Here is a 17,271-nt window from a genome sequence, read left to right on the forward strand (position 1 = left end):
CAACGACCTCGCGTCCACGGCCGGCGTCACGATCACCGCGCTCCAGCCGAGCGTGGCCGAGGCATTCGTGCCGGCGGGGGCCGCTGGCGCGTCCGCCGCCACCACCGGCGCCGACCCGGCGCGGCCGCGCGACGCCGGCGCCGCCTTCGGCGTCGGCTTCCACGCGACCTCGCGGATCCCGGCGGCCCACTTGAGCACGGCCACGAGCGGGCCGGCCGTGTCGACCACGCCGGCGAACGGGGTGGCCAGCAGCACGAGCACGTGGTCGCGCGCCTTCTGCGCCCGGCTCAGCCCGGAGTACCGCAGGTTGTAGAACAGCCCCAGCTGGTTGCTGCCCAGCCACATCAGCAGCCCGGCGCCGGTGACCACGCCGTAGACCGACAGCTCCGGTGCCGCGACGCCGACCGCGTCGCCCGCGAGGGCCCGCGTCGCCAGGACCCCGAGCACCACCGCGTTCGAGCCGAGCGCGAGCAGCGACACCGCGAACCCGAGCGCGTAGGTGAGCACCCGCAGCCGGATGACGACGCCGATGTGCCAGCGGTCGCGGCGGGACAGCCGGGACCAGTCGGCCTGCGCCCGCACGTGCGCGAGCGCCTGCAGGGAGCCGAACACCCAGCGCTCGCGCTGCTTGTAGGCGGCCTTCAGGCTGAACGGCGGCTGCTCGACCATCTCCGCGTGGTGCCAGCCGAAGACGTCCGGGCCGAACCGCAGGTACGCGCCGAGGCCGAACACGAGGTCCTCGGCGATGAGCGGGGCGCCGTCGAGCGTGCCGATGTCCCAGCCGATCTCGTTCTCCAGGTCCTGCCGGATCACGAGGTTGGAGCCGTGCAGGTGCATCGGCGGCGGGCTGGTCATGACGGTGTAGCACTCGTGGCAGCCGAACGGGCGGCTGGACTCCATCGCCTTGTTGAGCAGCGTCGCCCGGTCCCAGTCGAGCCCGTAGGAGATCATCCCCTCCGAGATGCCGACGGGGTGGTCGGTGAGCCGGTGCACGAGGCGGGCGAGGTTGTCCGGGGTGAGCACCGACTCCTCGTCGAAGTGCACCACGTAGCAGTCGTCCGGGTCCGCCCGGTGCTGCTCCACCATGTACTCGAGCGCGCGCGCCTTGAGCCGGGTGCCCTTCGGCGTCGCGTAGTCGGGCGGCAGCAGGAACGGCCGGACGGGCACGGCCGCGTCGCGGTACCGGTGCGCGAGGGCGGCGACCTCGCGGGCGTCCTCGGTGACGACCTCGACCCGCACGACCCGGCGCAGCGCCGGGTACCGGGCGACGCCCTCGAGCACCTGGTCGATCCCGCGCTCGACGACCGGCAGCGCGCCGCCCTTGGTCGTGATCTGGATCAGGAACCGGTGCGTGCGCCCCGCGTCCTGCGCGCAGGCCCGCGAGAGGCGCAGGTCGGAGTCGGTGAGCCGCGCCCGCGAGACGTGCCCGTGCGCCGTGGCGCGGACGACCGTCGACCAGTAGTAGAGGTAGGTGAGGACGAGGAGCACCATCGCCCCGAACAGGAGCCAGCCGACGGGCGACAGGGGCGGCAGCAGACGCGTCATGCGACGAGTGCGGGCGCGAGGGCGTGCAGGGGCATGCGGACCTGTTCGGCCGGCGCGCGGGCGGGCGGAGCCACCCGACCGGGTGAACGCCCCCGGAGCCGCCCGGCCTGGGTGCCAGCACCCCCGAGGTGGGCCTGGACCCCGGCGTCAGGCGAAGTGCATCGTCGGGATGCCGTACGCGCGCGGGTCCGGCACGCGCAGCAGCGCCGGCGCGACGACCTCCTCGACGAGCACCTCGACCGTGTAGTGCGTCTCGGCGCTCAGCACGTGCCCGGCGAACCCCGCGGCGGCGGCGTTCTTCACGCCGACGGCCAGGTGCAGGTGCGGCGTGGGGGTGCCGGTCTCGGCGTCCCACAGGATGGTGCCGCTGCCGATGCCCTCGGTGTAGGTCACGGTGACCTCGTGGGGGAGCGGCGGCTCCTGATCGTCGACCGGCACGTCGGCCGCGATGAACCGCGCGGTGCGGAACGCCCCGGAGAACACGGGGACGAAGCCCTGCCGGATGCCGTGCTCCCGGCACGCCTCCGTCAGCGCCGCCAGCACCTCGTCGCCGGGCTCCAGCACGACCGCCACGCGCCGGCCGGTGGTCACCTCGGTGCTCCGCACGCTCAGACCTCCGCGGGGTCGAGGGCGAGCGCGGGCACGGCGGCGCCGATCCGCTCCGCGTGCGCGCAGATCTCGGCGAGCAGCGCGGCCTTGCCGGCGTCGGGCAGGAACGACGACGCCACCGCGTTGGCGGCGAGCACGCCGACCTGGTCCTCGGTGACGTTCCCGGCGGCGACCAGCGCGCGCACGTTGTCGTCCAGGTACCCGCCGAAGTAGGCGGGGTCGTCCGAGTGCACCGACGCGCGCAGGCCCTCGTCGAGCATGACCGCGATCGGGTGGTCCGCCAGGTCGGGCCCGGCGGTGCGCAGCGCGAGGTTGGACAGCGGGCACACGGTCAGCGGGGTGCGGGTGGCGCGCAGGTGGGCGACGAGCTCGACGTCCTCCAGCGCGCGGTTGCCGTGGTCGATCCGCTCCGCGCCCAGGATGTCCAGGGCCTCCCACACGTAGTCCGGCCCGCCCTCCTCGCCGGCGTGCGCGACGCGGCGCAGGCCCTCGGCGGCGGCGCGCTCGAAGACGTCGCGGAACAGCGACGGCGGGAAGCCGACCTCGCTGGAGTCCAGGCCGACCGCGAGCAGCAGCGACCGGTGGGGGAGCACGGCCTCGAGCGTCGCCATCGCCGCCTCGGGGCCGAGGTGCCGCAGGAAGCAGACGATCAGCCCGCCCGACATGCCGTGGACCGCGCGGGCGTCGGCGAGCGCCGCGGACAGCCCGAGCAGCACGTCCTCGACCGGGACGCCGCGCTCGGTGTGCGACTGCGGGTCGACGAAGATCTCGGCGTGCCGGACGCCGGCCGCGGCGGCGCGGGCCAGGTAGCGGGCGCCGAGGTCCTGGAAGTCCTGGCGGGTGCGCAGCACGTCGAGGTTCGCGTAGTAGACGTCGAGGAACTCCTGCAGGTCGCGGAACGGCGCGCCCCGCCCGGCGCCCGCGGGGACGGGCAGCCCGTTGCGGTCCGCCAGCACGCGGATGAGGTCGGCGTCCAGCGTGCCCTCGATGTGCACGTGCAGTTCAGCCGTCGGCCACACGTCCTGCTCCCGGTCGTTCGTCGTTCGTCGGTCGTCGCGGAGGTGTCGTCCACGCTTGCCGGGAAGCCAACCACAGGGCCGTGGCCTGCGGCCTCGTGCGATCCACCAACGACCGGCGGCGGTCCCGGGGCGAGGGGCTGGGCGATCCGCCGGGTGCGCGGCCGCACGCCCTCGTCGTGTGACGCGCACGTGACGCGCTCGGTGGGTCGCACAACGGACCGCACCGCCGGGGTGGGTCGAGTTCGGAGGATCCCACATGGCGACGGCCGAGCCCGGGCCTGTCGAATGGGTGCAGTCGCCGGGTCGCCCGGCGCGACCCTCCCCCTGGCACCGCGGCCGCCCGTAGCCGCGGGCGCCGCACGACGTGATCGAGGTTGACGTGACCCGCTCCTTCACCGCGCGCCCCCGGCGCCGGATCGCCGGCCTGGCCGCCGCCGTGGCCGCCGCCGGCCTCCTGCTCTCCGCCTGCTCCTCGGACGACACCGCCGGCTCGTCCGGCGACGCGTCCGGCGCCGCCGAGTCGTTCGACGCGGTGAGCGTCCAGCTGTCCTGGCTGAAGAACCAGCAGTTCGCCGGCGAGTACCTCGCGGTGGAGGACGGCCTGTACACGGACGCCGGGTTCGCGGACGTCACGCTGACCGCGGGCGGCTCGTCGGCGACCTCCGCCGAGGCGGCCGTCGCCTCCGGCCAGGCCTTCGTCGGCCTGTCCTCCCCGCTGATCACCGCCCCGGCGATCCAGAGCGGCGCCGCCCTGAAGATCGTCGGCGCGACGTACCAGCAGAACCCGTTCGCGCTGGTGTCGGCCACGTCCGCGCCGATCGAGGGCCCGGACGACCTGGCCGGCAAGACGATCGCGGTCTCCGACTCGAACACGCTGGTGTGGAACGCGTTCCTCGCCGCCAACGAGATCGACGCCTCCGAGGTCACGACGGTGCCGCTGTCCGACACCTCGATGCTCACCACCGGCCAGGTGGACGGCTTCATCGGCTACACCACGACCGGCGCCGCCGCGCTGACCGCGGCGGGCTTCGACGCCACCGAGTTCCTGCTCGCCGAGAACGGCCTGCCGATGGTCGGCGAGGTGCTGGTCACCTCCCAGGAGGCCATCGACGAGCGCCCCGAGGAGGTCAAGGCGTTCCTGCTCGCCACGGCCGAGGGCTGGCGCGCGGCGCTGGACGACCCGGAGCGCGCCGTCGACCTCACCGTGAACACGTACGGCAAGGAGCAGCAGTACGACGCCGACGCGATCACGCTGTCGTTCGACCGCCAGGCGACGCTGATCGAGTCGGACGAGACCGCGACGAACGGCCTGCTCACCGTCAGCGACGAGCTGCAGGAGGGCACCATCGCCTCTCTCGGCTACGCCGGCGTCGACATCACGGCCGACGAGCTGTTCGACCTCTCGCTCCTCGACGAGGTCTACGCCGAGAACCCGGACCTGCTCTCGTGACCGACCCCCAGTCCACGCCCGCCCCCGTGCTGCCGACCCTCTCGGCCGCGGGGGCGGGCGTGCCCACGTCCCCGGCCCCGGGCATCGAGATCGCCGGCCTGGGCAAGGAGTTCCGCTCCGGCCGCCGGTCCGTGACCGCGCTGGAGGACGTGAGCCTGTCCACCCCGCGCGGCTCGTTCCTGTCGCTGCTCGGCCCGTCGGGGTGCGGGAAGTCGACGATCCTGCGCATCCTCGCGGGCCTCGAGACGCCGTCGTCGGGCACGGTCGCCGTGAACGGCACGCCCGTCGCGACCGGGAAGCGCGCCGACGGCATGGGCATCGCGTTCCAGGACCCGGCCCTGCTGCCCTGGCGCTCGGTGCAGAAGAACATCCGGCTGCCCCTGGAGATCCAGAAGCGGAAGGACGACGGGATCGTCGACGAGCTGATCGAGCTCGTCGGCCTCACGGGCTTCGAGAAGGCCCGCCCGGCGCACCTGTCCGGCGGCATGCGGCAGCGCGCGTCCATCGCCCGGGCCCTCGCGGTGCGGCCGGACTTCCTGCTGCTGGACGAGCCGTTCGGCGCCCTCGACGACATGACCCGGCAGCGGCTGAACTTCGAGCTGCAGCGGATCTGGACCGAGCGGTCCGCGACGACGCTCATGGTCACGCACGGCATCGCCGAGGCGGCGCTGCTGTCGGACTACGTGGCCGTGATGTCCGCGCGCCCGGGCCGGATCGTCGAGGTCGTCGAGATCCCGTTCGAGCGCCCGCGCACGCCCGAGATGATGCGGACCCCGGAGTTCCACGAGGTGGTCGACCACCTGTCGGGGCTGCTGTTCTCCCCGGGTGGCGCCGCCGCCGGCAGGGGCACGGAGTGAGCGTCGCCCTCGCGCGGTTCCGCGGCGCCCTGGCCCGCCCGTGGGTCGGCGGCACCGTCGGCATCGTGCTGCTGATCGCCCTGTGGTGGGCGATGACCGTCGGCCTGGAGAACAGCACGTCGTTCCCGTCCCCGGTCGACGTGGCCCGCTCCGCGGTCGCGGACGGCTGGCCGTTCTACGAGGCCAACGTCGTCCCGACCCTGACGCGTGCCGCGCAGGGCTACCTGTGGGGCAACCTCGCCGGCCTGGCGCTGGCCGCGGTCGTGCTCGTGGTGCCGCGCCTGGAGGACGTGATCACCCAGGTCGGCGTCATCTCGGCCTGCCTGCCCGTCACCGCGATCGGCCCGATCGTGATGGTCATCTTCGGCGGCCGCGCCTCGGCGATCTTCCTCGGCGCGCTGCTCGTCTTCTTCACCACGCTCGTCGGCGCCATCCTCGGGATGCGCTCGGCGAGCCGCAGCTCGCTGGACCTCGTCGCCGCGTACGGCGGCGGCCGGTGGACGCAGATCCGCAAGGTCCAGCTCATGTCGGCGCTGCCGGCGATCGTCACCGCCCTGCAGGTGGCGGTCCCGGCAGCGCTGCTCGGCGCCGTCGTCGGGGAGTACCTCGGCGGCATCGACGCGGGCATCGGCGTGGCGCTCAACGCGGCGCAGCGCCAGATCCAGCCCGACCGCGTGTGGGCGCTGAGCATCCTGGCCGGTCTGATCGCGCTCGGCGGCTACGCGCTCGTCGGCCTGGTCGGGCGGGTCCTCACCCCCTGGGCGAAGGAGAAGCGCGGATGAGCGGCGGGACGGGGCGGTTCGTCGCCCGCCGGGTCGGCACCCTCGCGGCCGCCGTGGTCGTGGCCCTCGCCCTGTGGGTGGCGGTGCTCGAGGTGTTCGACGTCAGCCCGCTCATCGGCAAGCGCCCCTGGGACGTGTTCGACTACGTCGTCACCGCCGAGGGCGCCGCCGACCACCGCGCGACCATCGCCGCCGACCTCGCGGTCACGGTCCGGGACGCCGGCATCGGGTACGTCGTCGGCCTCGCCGCGGCGTTCCTGCTCGCCGTGGTGTTCTGCGTGTCGCCGGTGCTGGAGCGGATCGTCATGCCGACCGCGATGGTGCTGCGGTCGATCCCGCTCGTCGTGCTGACGCCGCTGATCACGCTGATCTTCGGCATCGGCCAGGCGGGCGTGACGGCGATCGTCATCCTCGTGGTGTTCCTGCCCGCGCTGGCGAACATCCTCTACGGGCTGCGGAGCGTGTCCGGGGAGCACCGGGACTTGGTGCTCGCGTACGGCGGCTCGTCGTGGACGGTGCTGCGCAAGGTGGCCCTGCCGGCGGCCGTGCCGTCGACGCTGGCCTCCGCGCGGATCGCCGTCCCGTCCGCCGTGACCGGCGCGATGATCGCCGAGTGGCTGTCGACCGGCCAGGGCCTGGGCGGCGCGATCTCCAAGGCCGCGGGGTCGTTCGGCTACGACGCGATGTGGGCCTCGGCGATCACGGTCGCCGCGGTGACGATGCTGGCGTACGCGGTGCTGAGCATCGTGGACACGCTGGTGCAGGAGCGGATCGGGCAGCTGACGTGACCGGCGTGACGCTCGTCCTGCGCGGCGGGACCGTCGTCGACGGCACCGGCGCCGCCCCCGTGGAGGCGGACGTGCTCGTGGCCGGCGACCGGGTCGCGGCGGTCGGCCCGGGCCTCGCCGCCTCGGCGCCCGCCGGCGCGCGGGTGGTCGACGCCGCCGGCCTGGTCGTCGCGCCCGGGTTCATCGACGCGCACACCCACTCGGACGTCGTGCCGTTCATGGCCGAGGCCCAGCCGTTCAAGGTGCTCCAGGGCGTCACCACCGAGGTGGTCGGCAACTGCGGCAACTCGGCGGCCCCGCTGGTCGACGACCGCGCGGTGGAGCTGCACCGGCCGATCTCGTCGACCGTCGCCGCCGGGGTGTCCTCGTGGCCGCGCACGTTCGCCGGGTACCTGGACGCCGTCGAGGAGCACGGCCCGACGACGCACGTCGCGTCGCTGGTCGGGCACCACACGCTGCGGATCAGCGCGAACGGCATGGCCGAGGCGCTCGCGCCGGGCGCGCTGGACCGGATGGCGGAGCTCGCGGACCAGGCGTTCGCCGACGGCGCGTTCGGGTTCTCGACCGGCCTGATCTACGCGCCGGGCGTGTACGCGGACACCGACGAGGTCGCCGCCCTCGCCGCGGTCGCCGCCCGCTGGGGCCGGCCGTACGCCACGCACATGCGCGACGAGGGCGACGGCCTGGCGGACTCGCTGGCCGAGACGTTCGAGGTCGCCCGGCGCACCGGCGTCCGGGTGCAGGTCTCGCACTGCAAGGCCGCCGGCCGCCGGAACCACGGGCGCGCGGGCGAGCTGCTCACGGCGCTCCGGGCCGCGCGGGCCCAGGGCGTCGACGCGCACGGCGACGCGTACCCGTACACGACGGGGGAGAGCTTCCTCACCGCGCTGCTCCCGGCCGAGGCGCAGGTCGGCGGGCGCGCGGAGCTCGTGCGCCGGCTGTCCGACCCGGCCACCCGCACGGCCCTGCTCGAGCGCGCCCTGGCCGGCGGCCCCGGCTCCGGGTCCTGGACCCAGACGACCCCCGCGGGCGTGCTGCTGTCGATGCACACCGACGCGGGGCTGCTCGGCCGGAGCGTCGCCGACGTCGCCGCCGAGCGCGGCCTCGACGCCTGGGACGCGCTGTGCGACCTCGTGCTCGCCGACCCCGGCGCGATGATGGTCTACGAGCTCATGGCCGAGGACGACGTGCGCGCGATCCTCGCCGACCCGCTCATCGCGATCGGCTCGGACAACTCGGTGCCGGTCGGCAACGCGCACCAGCGCGGCTGGGGCTGCTTCCCGACGGTGCTCGGCCGGTACGTCCGGGACCTCGGCGTCCTCGAGCTCGCGGAGGCGGTCCGGAAGATGACCTCGCTGACCGCCGACGCGCTCGGGCTGCCCGACCGCGGCCGGCTCGTGCCGGGCGCGATCGCGGACGTGGCCGTCTTCGACCCCGCCACCGTGGGGCACCCCGGGACGCCGCAGCGGCCGTGGGAGCGGCCCTCCGGCATCGCGTACACGGTGCTCGCCGGGACCGTGGTCGTCGACGGCGGGGAGTTCACCGGCGTGCGCGCGGGGCGGGTGCTGCGGGCGGGCCGGCCCGAGCCCGTCGGCCGGTCGGCCGCCACGGGAGCCGGCGCGTGAGCGGCCGGCACGCGGCCGGGTCCGGGGCGACCGCCGCCGTGGCCGCCGCGGACCTCGAGCTGCCCGCCATGCTGCTGCGCGACGACGCGATCGAGCACAACGTCCGGGCGATGGCCGACTGGTGCCGCGCCGCCGGCGTGCAGCTCGCCCCGCACGCCAAGACGCACATGTCCCGCGACCTGGTCCGCCGGCAGACGGCCGCGGGGGCGTGGGGGTTCACCGCCGCGACGCCCGCGCAGGTCCGCACGCTCGCCGGCTGGGGCGTCGGCCGCGTGCTGCACGCGAACGTCCTGGTCGACCGCGGGTCGATCGCCTGGGTCGCCGAGCATCTGCTCGCGGCCGGCTCCGCGACCGAGTACCTCTGTTACGTCGACAGCGACGCCGGCCTGGACCTGCTGCTGGCCGAGCTCGACCGGCTCCGGCCCGACCGGCCGCTGCCGCTGCTGCTGGAGCTCGGGTTCCGCGGCGGCCGCACGGGCGTGCGGGACGACGTCGCCGCGCTGGCGCTGGCCGGCCGGGTGGCGGGCGCCGAGCGCGTCCGGCTCGCGGGCGTCTCCGCGTTCGAGGGCCTGATGCCGGTCGGCGACGACCCCGGCGCCCCGCCCGGGGCCGCCGACCTGCTGGCGCGGGTCCGGGCCCTGGTCACCGCGATCACCGAGGCCGGCCTCGTCGCCGGCGTGCCCGTGGTCACGGCCGGCGGCTCCTCGTACTTCGACCTGGTCGCGCGCGAGCTCGGCCCGGCGATGTGGGACCGGCCGGTCACGACCGTGCTGCGGTCCGGCTGCTACGTGACGCACGACCACGGCGTCTACCGGCGCACGTCGCCGCTCGGCGCCGACCGGGGGTCCGCGACCCTGCGGCCCGCGTTCGAGCTGCGCGCGAGCGTGCTGTCGGCCCCGGAGGACGGGCTGGTGATCGCCGGGTTCGGGCGGCGAGAGGCGCCGACCGACGACCGGCTGCCGGTGGTGCTGGGGGTCGCGGGGGTCGCGGCCGACGCGCCCGACGCGTCCGACGTGGCCGAGTGGCAGGTCACCGGCGTCAACGACCACCACGCCTTCCTCCGCGTCCCGCCGGGCACCCGCGTCGCGCCGGGTACCGTGCTCCGGCTGGGGATCAGCCACCCCTGCGGCGCGTTCGACCGGTGGCGGCACCTCCCGCTGGTCGACGCCGAGGACCGCGTCGTCGGCGAGATCACGCCCCGCCTCTAGGGCGCCCGCGCGCCCGCCCGCCCCCCGCCGGGGACCTCCCCGGCCCGCACCACCCGCGAAGGACCCGCCATGACCGACAGCACCCACGAGAACGTCCTCGACGGCCTCCCGCTCTGGGACGGCGAGCGCGAGGTCGGCCCGGCCCGGCTGACCTGGTCCGGCGACGAGATCCTCGCGGTGGAGGAGGCGCCGGCCCGGCACGCGGACCTCAGCGTGGTCCCGGGGCTCGTGGACACGCACGTGCACCTCGGCTACCCGGCGGGCGCGCCCGCGAAGGACCCGTCGGCGTGGCCGATCCTCACCCCGCCGGAGGAGCGGTCGCTGCACGTCGCAGCGAACGCGCTGCGCTGCGCCCGCGCGGGTGTCACCACGCTGCGCGACCTGGCCGCGGACTCGATCCAGCTCGCCGTGGGCCGCGCGTTCGACGCGGGCGTCCTGACGGGGCCGCGCCTGCTGTCGCACGGCCAGGTCGGCATGACCGCCGGCCACGGCGACCTGTTCGTGCCGCCGCACTACCCGCACCGGCCGCCGACCGCCGACAGCCCCGACGAGTGCCGCAAGCTGGTCCGCGTCTGGGCCCGGTCGGGCGCCGCGGGCGTGAAGATCTACACCTCCGGCGGCGTGCTCTCGATGGGGGACAAGGTCGGCTGGCGCAACCAGACCACCGAAGAGATCCGCACCACGGTGGACGAGGCGCACGCCCTCGGCCTGCTGGTCGCCGCGCACACGCACTCGGTGGAGGGGCTCGACATCGCGCTCGCCGAGGGCGTCGACTCGATCGAGCACGGCACCGCGATCGCCGAGCACCACCTCGCCGCGCTGGTCGAGCGGGACCTGCCGGTCGCGCCGACGCTGCTGATCAACGACATCATCGCGGAGGCCCGCCGGCCGGTGTCCGCGGAGGCGCAGGCCAAGGCCCGCGACGTCGTCGCGCTGCGGGACGCCGGGTTCGCCCGCGCCGCGGAGGCGGGGGTGCGGTTCGTGCTCGGCACGGACGCCTCGGGGCAGTTCGTCGGCTTCGGGGACCAGATGGAGGAGGTCCGCACGATGGCGGCGATGTTCGGCTGGACGCCCGCGCGGGCGCTCGCCGCCGCCACCTCGGACGCGGCCGACGCGATTCGGCTGGGGTCGGTCACGGGCCGGCTCCGCCCGGGGCTCGGCAGCGACTTCGTCGTGCTGCGCGGTCGCCCGTGGGAGGACGTCGACGCGCTGCGGGTGGAGAACATCGTGGCCGTGGTGTCGCGCGGGCGGGTCGTCGCCGGCGCGCTGCCGGACTGAGCCCCGGGCAGGATGGCGCGCATGCCGATCCGACCCGGCGCCCGCACGCGCGCCGTCGCCCTCCTCGCCCTGCCGCTCCTGCTTCTCGCGGGGTGCGGGACGTCGGGCGGGCCGGAGCCCGGGCCGGAGGCCGCCACGTCGGCGGCGCCCGCCCCGAGCGCGACCCCGGCGCCCGCGCCCAGCCCCACGCCGTCGACGGGGCCCGAACGCCCGCTGCTCAACGCCGGCACCGTGGCGGAGGGCGCGCCGGTCACCGTCTCCGGCGAGGGGCCGGCGCGGATCGCCGTCGTCCGGGACGGCGACTTCGGCGTCGTGGCGCAGCTCGACTGCGCCGCCTGCACCGGCGACGTCGTGCTCACCTCCGACGGCCGCATGTCGCCCTGGGGCGCGGGCCCGGCGCCGCTCACCGGGACGTACCTGGTCGACGTGCTCGAGGGCACGGACGCCAAGCAGGGCTTCCTGCTGGACGCGGTCGGCCCCTGGACGCTCACGTTCTCGAGCTGGAACGAGCTTCCGGTGCTGACCGGGCCGCAGCAGGGGACCGGCGCCGCGGTGCTGCTGCTCGGCGACACCGCGAGCGGCGCCCGGATCGACTACACCCCGGCGGGGCCGGACGACTCGCTGCTGGCCCGGGTCGTGTCGGCGGTCGACGTCGACCCCGCCACCGGCCCGGCGTCGCTGGTGCTCGGCGGGGACGAGGCGCTGAGCGAGACGGCGGACGTGGCGCTGCCCGGCGTCGTGGCGCTGAGCACCAACGGGACGTGGACGGTCACGCCGCTGCCGTGAGGCCCGGGCGCGCCCGAGGGTGGCGTCCTGCGACCGGCCGCGCCAGGCTGGGCCGCGAGGACGCGACCTTCGGGAGGCACGGTGCGGGACAGCTACGACTACGTCGTCGTCGGGGCCGGGATGGCGGGCGACGCCGCGGCGCACGGGATCCGCGAGGTCGACCCGGGCGGGACGATCCTGGTGATCGGCCGCGAGCCGACCGCGCCGGTGACCCGGCCCGCCCTGACCAAGAAGCTCTGGACCGACCCGGAGTTCGCGTTCGACCAGGTGTGGCTGCCGACCGCGGAGGAGACCGGCGCGGAGCTGCTGCTCGGCGAGGCGGTGGTCGCTGTCGACACCGCGGCGCGCACCGTGACGACGGACGCCGACGTCACGGTCGGCTACGGCGCGCTGCTGCTCGCGACCAGCGGGCACCCGCGCCGGCTGCCGGGCGTCGAGGACTCCGGCCGCGTCATCTACTTCCGCACCGTGCGCGACTACGAGCGGCTGCGCGACCTCGCCGGCGGCGGCCGGCACGTCGTCGTGGTCGGCGGCGGCTACATCGGCACCGAGCTCGCCGCGGCCCTGGTGCAGAACGACACCCGGGTCACGCTGGTGTTCACCCAGGACGTGCTCACGGGCTCGACGTTCCCGGCCGCGCTGGCGCGGAAGGTCGAGCGCCGGTACGCCGACGCGGGCGTGACGCTGCTGCGCGGCGCGAAGGTCTCCTCGACGGAGTCCGGGCCGGACGGGGTGGTCGTCACCCTGGACGACGGGCGCACGCTGGCGGCGGACGGCGTGGTCGTCGGCGCCGGCCTGGAGATCGAGACCGACCTCGCGCGCGCCGCGGGCCTGGAGGTCGACGACGGCGTGGTGGTGGACGACCGGCTGCGGACGTCCGACCCGCACGTGTGGGCCGCCGGCGACGTCGCCCAGTACCCGGACCGCCTCCTGGGCCGCCGCCGCGTCGAGCACGTGGACAACGCCACCACGATGGGCCGGCAGGCGGGCCGCAACCTGGCGGGCGCCGACGAACCGTACGACCACACCCCGTTCTTCTACTCCGACCTGTTCGAGCTCGGCTACGAGGCGGTCGGCCGGCTGGACGCGTCGCTCGAGACCGTCGAGGACTGGCACGGCGACGACCTCGGCGCGGGCGTCGTCTACTACCTCGACGGCGGCCGGGTGGTGGGCGTGCTGCTGTGGGACGTGTGGGACGCGACCGATCGCGCGCGCGAGGTGATCGCCGGGCAGACCGACGTCCGGCCGGAGGCGCTGCGCGGGCTGATCGGCTGACGCCGGCGGGGCCCGCGGGGTGCTGGCACCCGGGTGGCGCGGCCGGGAGCCGCGTCCGCGCGCACCCGGCTGCGCACGTGCGCCCGGACGTGGCATCGTGGGGTCACGAGGTGCCCGATCCCCCTGGAGGTGCCGCAGTGCCGCTCACCCTCGACGCCGCCCTGCGTTCGGTCGCGGGCGAGCACCGGCCGCACAACGAGGACTCGGCCGGCTGCGCGCCGGGGTACGCGTTCGTCGCGGACGGGGTCGGCGGGCACGCGGGCGGTGACGTCGCGTCCTGGACCGTCGCGCACCGGCTGATGGCGGCGCTGGCGGCCTCCGGCGCGGACCGGTTCACCGCCGAGGACCTGCGCGCGGCGGTGGCGACCGCGAACGCCGACCTCGCGGAGCGGGTGCGCGCGGACCCGTCGCTGGAGGGCATGGCGACGACCTTCACCGGCGTGTTCTGCGCGGAGGAGGCCGTCCGCGTGATGCACATCGGCGACTCGCGCGCGTACCTGTGGCGCGACGGCGAGGGGCGCCGGGTGACGCGGGACGACTCGCTGGTGCAGCTGCTCGTCGAGGCGGGGGTCATCGACGCCTCCGAGGCGGCGCACCACCCGCGGCGCAACGTGATCCTGCACTGCCTGGCCGGCGACGCCGAGGACGCCGCGCACGTCACGGTGCTCGAGGTCGACGCGCGGCCGGGGGACCGGTGGCTGATGTCCACCGACGGGCTGACGGACTACGTGCCGGAGGAGCGGGTGCTGGCGCTGCTCGGCACCCCGGGCGGGCCCGAGGCCGTGGCGGAGGCGCTCGTCGGCGAGGCCCTGGACGCCGACGCGTGGGACAACGTCACCGTCGTGGTGGCGGACGTCGTGGCCGCGGGGCAGGCTCCGGCGGACGGTCAGGCGCGCCTGGCCGGGGCCGCCGCCGACGACCGGCTGCCGGCCGCCGCGGGCTGACCGCCGTCTGCTCCCGGCAGACGGGCGTCTGCCCAGGGCAGACCCGGGGCCGCCGGGGGCGTGCGCGGTGCGAGCGTGCGGGGACCAGCCCACCCGAGGAGGCCCGCATGTCACCCGTCCCCGTCCCGCCCGCCGCCCGCGCCGAGGCCCCGCCCGCCCGCGCGTTCGACGACGACCTCGCCGCCCGACTGCTGCACCAGCGGATCGTCGTGCTCGGCCAGGAGGTCGACGACGCCGTCGCCAACCGCGTCTGCGCCCAGCTGCTCCTGCTGTCCGCCGAGGACCCGCGGCGCGACATCGCGCTGTACATCAACTCGCCAGGCGGCTCGGTCACGGCCGCCATGGCGATGTACGACACGATGCGGCTGATCCCGAACGACGTCGCGACGCTCGCGATGGGGCTCGCGGCCAGCGCCGGGCAGTTCCTGCTCAGCGCCGGCACCCCGGGCAAGCGGAACGTCATGCGGCACGCCCGCGTCCTCATGCACCAGCCGTCCGGGGGCATCGGCGGCACCGCCGTCGACATCGCGATCCAGGCGCAGAACCTGGCGCACACCAAGCGGACGATGCAGGCGCTGATCGCCGAGCACACCGGCCAGACCGTCGAGACGATCGAGCGCGACTCCGACCGGGACCGCTGGTTCACCGCCGAGGAAGCCCTGGCCTACGGGTTCGTGGACCGCGTGGTCGAGCACCTGGACGACGTCCGCCCGGACGCGGCGCAGCGGCGGGCGGGCCTCTGATGCCCGGGACCTACACCGTGCCGGTGGTCGTCGAGCAGCGGCCGAACGGCGAGCGCGCGTCCGACGTGTTCTCCCGGCTGCTGAGCGACCGGATCGTGTTCGTCGGGACCGAGATCGACGACGGCGTGGCGAACGTGGTCGTCGCCCAGCTGCTGCACCTGCAGTCCGAGGACCCGGACCAGCCGATCCACCTGTACCTGAACTCGCCGGGCGGCTCCGTCACGGCGCTGCTCGCGATCTACGACACCATGCGCTACGTCCGGCCCGACGTGGCGACGTACTGCCTCGGGCAGGCGGCGTCCGCGGCGGCGGTGCTGCTCGCGGCCGGGGCGCCCGGGCAGCGGCACGTGCTCGAGCACGCGCGGGTGCTGCTGCACCAGCCGTCGGGCGGGGCGCAGGGGACGGCGGCGGACCTGGAGCTGCAGGCCGCGGAGATCCTCCGGCTGCGCGGGCAGGTCGACGAGATCCTCGCCGCCCACACCGGGCGGTCGCGCGAGCAGCTGCGGGCCGACACCGACCGGGACCTCGTGCTGTCGGCGCACCAGGCGGTGGCGTACGGGATCGCGGACACGGTGATCACCACCCTCAAGCCGCCACGCGCCCCGTCCGCGGCGGCCTGACCCCGGGGGCACGCGGGTCCGGCCCGGCCCGGCCCGGCGGAGTGGAGACGAGTGGAGCGTTCCGTCGGGACACGCCGGGCGTGTCCGGCAGAACGCTCCACTCGAGGCTCGGCCCCACGGTTAGCGGGCCCCGGGTCAGGCGGCGAGCAGGACCGCCGAGCGCGGGGGCTGCCCGGTCGGGAGCGGGGTGACCCGGGCGAGGCCCGCGCCGTCGGTCGCGCCGGCGACCGGGGCCGCCGCCAGGTCGACGACCACCCGGCCCTCCGCGCGGGCCAGGACGGCGTGCGCGTCGCCCACCAGGTCGACCAGCCGCAGCCCCAGCGCCCGGCAGACGGCGCCCAGCACCTCGGAGGAGGCCTCCTTGCGGCCGCGCTCGACCACGGAGAGGTAGGGCACCGAGACGCGCGCGGCGTCCGCGACGTCGCGCAGGGTGCGGCCCTGGCGCTCGCGGTGCCGGCGGAGGACGGCGCCGACGAGGACGCGCAGCGGCGGCTCGGGGCGGGCGGCGACGGGGTCGGCGGGCCGAGCGGGCCCCGTGCGCCCGCGAGGCGTGGCGGGGGTGGCGGGCGGTGCGGCGGCGACGTGCGGCATGGGCGGACCTCCTCGGTCCCCGCCACGCTAGCGCCGCGACCCTCGCCGCGGCCGGGCGCGCCGTTCTGCCCTCAGCAGACGTCGCGGGACCCGCCCCGGCCGCCCGGGCGCCCGGCCCCCTTGACTTCGAGCGCGCTCCAAGCGGCATCGTCCGAGGAGCCGGCGCGGTCCGCGCGCCGGAACGACCCCCGGAGGAGCCACCATGCGCCTGGGCGCCCACCTCATGCGGTTCGACGCGGTCGAGCCCGCCCGGCTCGGTCCCGAGCTCGCCGACACGGCCGAGGCGGCGGAGGACGCCGGTCTGGCCTGGCTGTCGGTGATGGACCACTTCTTCCAGATGGAGCCCGCGGGCTTCCCCGCGAGCGACCCGATGCTGGAGGCGTACACGACGCTCGGCATGCTGGCCGGCCGCACGGAGACGGTGCAGCTCGGCGCGCTCGTCACGGGCGTGACCTACCGGCACCCCGGCCTGCTGGCGAAGATCGTCGCGACCCTGGACGTGCTGTCCCAGGGCCGCGCGACGCTCGGCATCGGCGCCGCCTGGTACGAGAAGGAGCACGTCGCGCTCGGGGTGCCCTACCCGCCGCTGAAGGAGCGGTTCGAGCGGCTGGAGGAGACGCTGCGGATCTGCCGGCAGATGTGGGACCCCGAGGACGAGGGACCGTTCGAGGGCGAGCACTACCGGCTCGCGGAGACGCTGTGCCGCCCGCTGCCGCTCAGCCGGCCCGGCCGCGGCCCCGAGATCCTCGTGGGCGGGTCGGGGGAGCGCAAGACCCTGCGGCTCGTCGCGCAGTACGGCGACGCGTGCAACCTGTTCGAGACCGGGCCGGAGGAGGTCGGCCGCAAGCTGGACGTGCTGCGCGGGCACTGCGACGACGTCGGCCGGGACTACGCGGACATCCGGGTGACGCTGCTGATGGGCGGCGACCAGCTGCTGTCCGGGGACGTCGACGGCTTCGTCGCGGCGGCGCGCCCGTACGCCGACCTCGGCGTGGAGACGGTCATCCTGCGCCCGCCGGCCGAGGTGCCGCTGGCGACCTGGGTCCGGGACCACGTGGCGCCCGCGGTGCCGCGGGTGGCGGAGCTGGGCGCGCGCTGAGCGGGGCGGGCCGCCCGCGGTCCGCTCCCGACGTGCGGCCGGGCCCGACCTG

General features: G+C 75.9%; 17 protein-coding genes. 13 read left to right on the plus strand and 4 right to left on the minus strand.

Going from position 1 to position 17,271, the window contains the following annotated elements; translation table 11 throughout:
- From KVT14_RS10385 to add, 3 genes are all read right to left on the minus strand, one after another.
- The coding region (locus KVT14_RS10385; protein ID WP_217615596.1) for a glycosyltransferase family 2 protein at positions 1 to 1,545 on the minus strand (1,545 nt) is incomplete at its 3' end.
- 147 nt (positions 1,546 to 1,692) lie between these two features.
- A complete protein-coding gene (locus KVT14_RS10390; RefSeq protein WP_217615597.1) occupies positions 1,693 to 2,151 on the minus strand; it encodes a PPC domain-containing DNA-binding protein in 459 nt (152 codons plus the stop codon).
- Between the two features lie 2 nt (positions 2,152 to 2,153).
- Positions 2,154 to 3,173 (minus strand): adenosine deaminase, encoded by a 1,020-nt coding sequence (add, locus tag KVT14_RS10395; RefSeq protein WP_308161010.1) that lies wholly within the window; start codon positions 3,171 to 3,173, stop codon positions 2,154 to 2,156.
- A gap of 379 nt (positions 3,174 to 3,552) precedes the next feature.
- Between add and KVT14_RS10400 the strand changes: the two genes are divergently transcribed.
- The 12 genes from KVT14_RS10400 to KVT14_RS10455 all read left to right on the plus strand — a co-directional run bounded on the left by KVT14_RS10400 (position 3,553) and on the right by KVT14_RS10455 (position 15,529).
- The gene (locus KVT14_RS10400) at positions 3,553 to 4,623 is read left to right on the plus strand and encodes an ABC transporter substrate-binding protein (protein WP_217615599.1); all 1,071 of its coding nucleotides are present in this window, start codon (positions 3,553 to 3,555) and stop codon (positions 4,621 to 4,623) included.
- A gap of 83 nt (positions 4,624 to 4,706) precedes the next feature.
- Positions 4,707 to 5,480: an ABC transporter ATP-binding protein gene (locus tag KVT14_RS10405; protein ID WP_368858783.1), complete on the plus strand. Its 774-nt coding sequence runs from the start codon at positions 4,707 to 4,709 to the stop codon at positions 5,478 to 5,480.
- Positions 5,477 to 6,262 (plus strand): ABC transporter permease subunit, encoded by a 786-nt coding sequence (locus tag KVT14_RS10410; protein ID WP_308161012.1) that lies wholly within the window; start codon positions 5,477 to 5,479, stop codon positions 6,260 to 6,262. Before KVT14_RS10405 ends, KVT14_RS10410 begins: the two co-directional genes overlap by 4 nt.
- The gene (locus KVT14_RS10415; RefSeq protein ID WP_217615600.1) at positions 6,259 to 7,050 is read left to right on the plus strand and encodes an ABC transporter permease; all 792 of its coding nucleotides are present in this window, start codon (positions 6,259 to 6,261) and stop codon (positions 7,048 to 7,050) included. Before KVT14_RS10410 ends, KVT14_RS10415 begins: the two co-directional genes overlap by 4 nt.
- Positions 7,051 to 7,055: 5 nt before the next feature.
- Complete coding sequence (locus KVT14_RS10420) at positions 7,056 to 8,675, plus strand: amidohydrolase family protein (RefSeq protein ID WP_217615601.1); 1,620 nt, start codon at positions 7,056 to 7,058, stop codon at positions 8,673 to 8,675.
- Positions 8,672 to 9,883, plus strand: coding sequence for an alanine racemase (locus KVT14_RS23455; protein WP_217615602.1), 1,212 nt, complete (start codon positions 8,672 to 8,674; stop codon positions 9,881 to 9,883). Before KVT14_RS10420 ends, KVT14_RS23455 begins: the two co-directional genes overlap by 4 nt.
- Positions 9,884 to 9,952: 69 nt before the next feature.
- On the plus strand, positions 9,953 to 11,161 hold the full coding sequence (locus tag KVT14_RS10430; RefSeq protein ID WP_217615603.1) for an amidohydrolase family protein: 1,209 nt from the start codon (positions 9,953 to 9,955) through the stop codon (positions 11,159 to 11,161).
- A gap of 21 nt (positions 11,162 to 11,182) precedes the next feature.
- Positions 11,183 to 11,947 carry a hypothetical protein gene (locus tag KVT14_RS10435; protein ID WP_217615604.1) on the plus strand — a complete coding sequence of 255 codons (765 nt, stop codon included), beginning with the start codon at positions 11,183 to 11,185 and terminating at the stop codon, positions 11,945 to 11,947.
- Positions 11,948 to 12,028: 81 nt separating this feature from the next.
- Positions 12,029 to 13,222, plus strand: a complete 1,194-nt coding sequence (locus tag KVT14_RS10440; RefSeq protein ID WP_308161013.1) for an FAD-dependent oxidoreductase — start codon at positions 12,029 to 12,031, stop codon at positions 13,220 to 13,222.
- A gap of 137 nt (positions 13,223 to 13,359) precedes the next feature.
- Positions 13,360 to 14,166, plus strand: a complete 807-nt coding sequence (locus KVT14_RS10445; RefSeq protein ID WP_217615605.1) for a PP2C family serine/threonine-protein phosphatase — start codon at positions 13,360 to 13,362, stop codon at positions 14,164 to 14,166.
- 107 nt (positions 14,167 to 14,273) lie between these two features.
- Complete coding sequence (locus tag KVT14_RS10450) at positions 14,274 to 14,909, plus strand: ClpP family protease (protein WP_217615606.1); 636 nt, start codon at positions 14,274 to 14,276, stop codon at positions 14,907 to 14,909.
- On the plus strand, positions 14,909 to 15,529 hold the full coding sequence (locus KVT14_RS10455; protein WP_217615607.1) for a ClpP family protease: 621 nt from the start codon (positions 14,909 to 14,911) through the stop codon (positions 15,527 to 15,529). Before KVT14_RS10450 ends, KVT14_RS10455 begins: the two co-directional genes overlap by 1 nt.
- A gap of 135 nt (positions 15,530 to 15,664) precedes the next feature.
- Here the strand turns inward: KVT14_RS10455 and KVT14_RS10460 are convergent, their stop codons facing one another.
- Positions 15,665 to 16,120: a helix-turn-helix domain-containing protein gene (locus KVT14_RS10460; protein ID WP_217615608.1), complete on the minus strand. Its 456-nt coding sequence runs from the start codon at positions 16,118 to 16,120 to the stop codon at positions 15,665 to 15,667.
- A 202-nt stretch (positions 16,121 to 16,322) separates the two neighbouring features.
- Between KVT14_RS10460 and KVT14_RS10465 the strand changes: the two genes are divergently transcribed.
- On the plus strand, positions 16,323 to 17,219 hold the full coding sequence (locus tag KVT14_RS10465; protein WP_217615609.1) for an LLM class F420-dependent oxidoreductase: 897 nt from the start codon (positions 16,323 to 16,325) through the stop codon (positions 17,217 to 17,219).
- Positions 17,220 to 17,271 lie beyond the last annotated feature (52 nt).

Source organism: Cellulomonas sp. GbtcB1 (assembly GCF_019091725.1).
GTDB lineage: Bacteria > Actinomycetota > Actinomycetes > Actinomycetales > Cellulomonadaceae > Cellulomonas.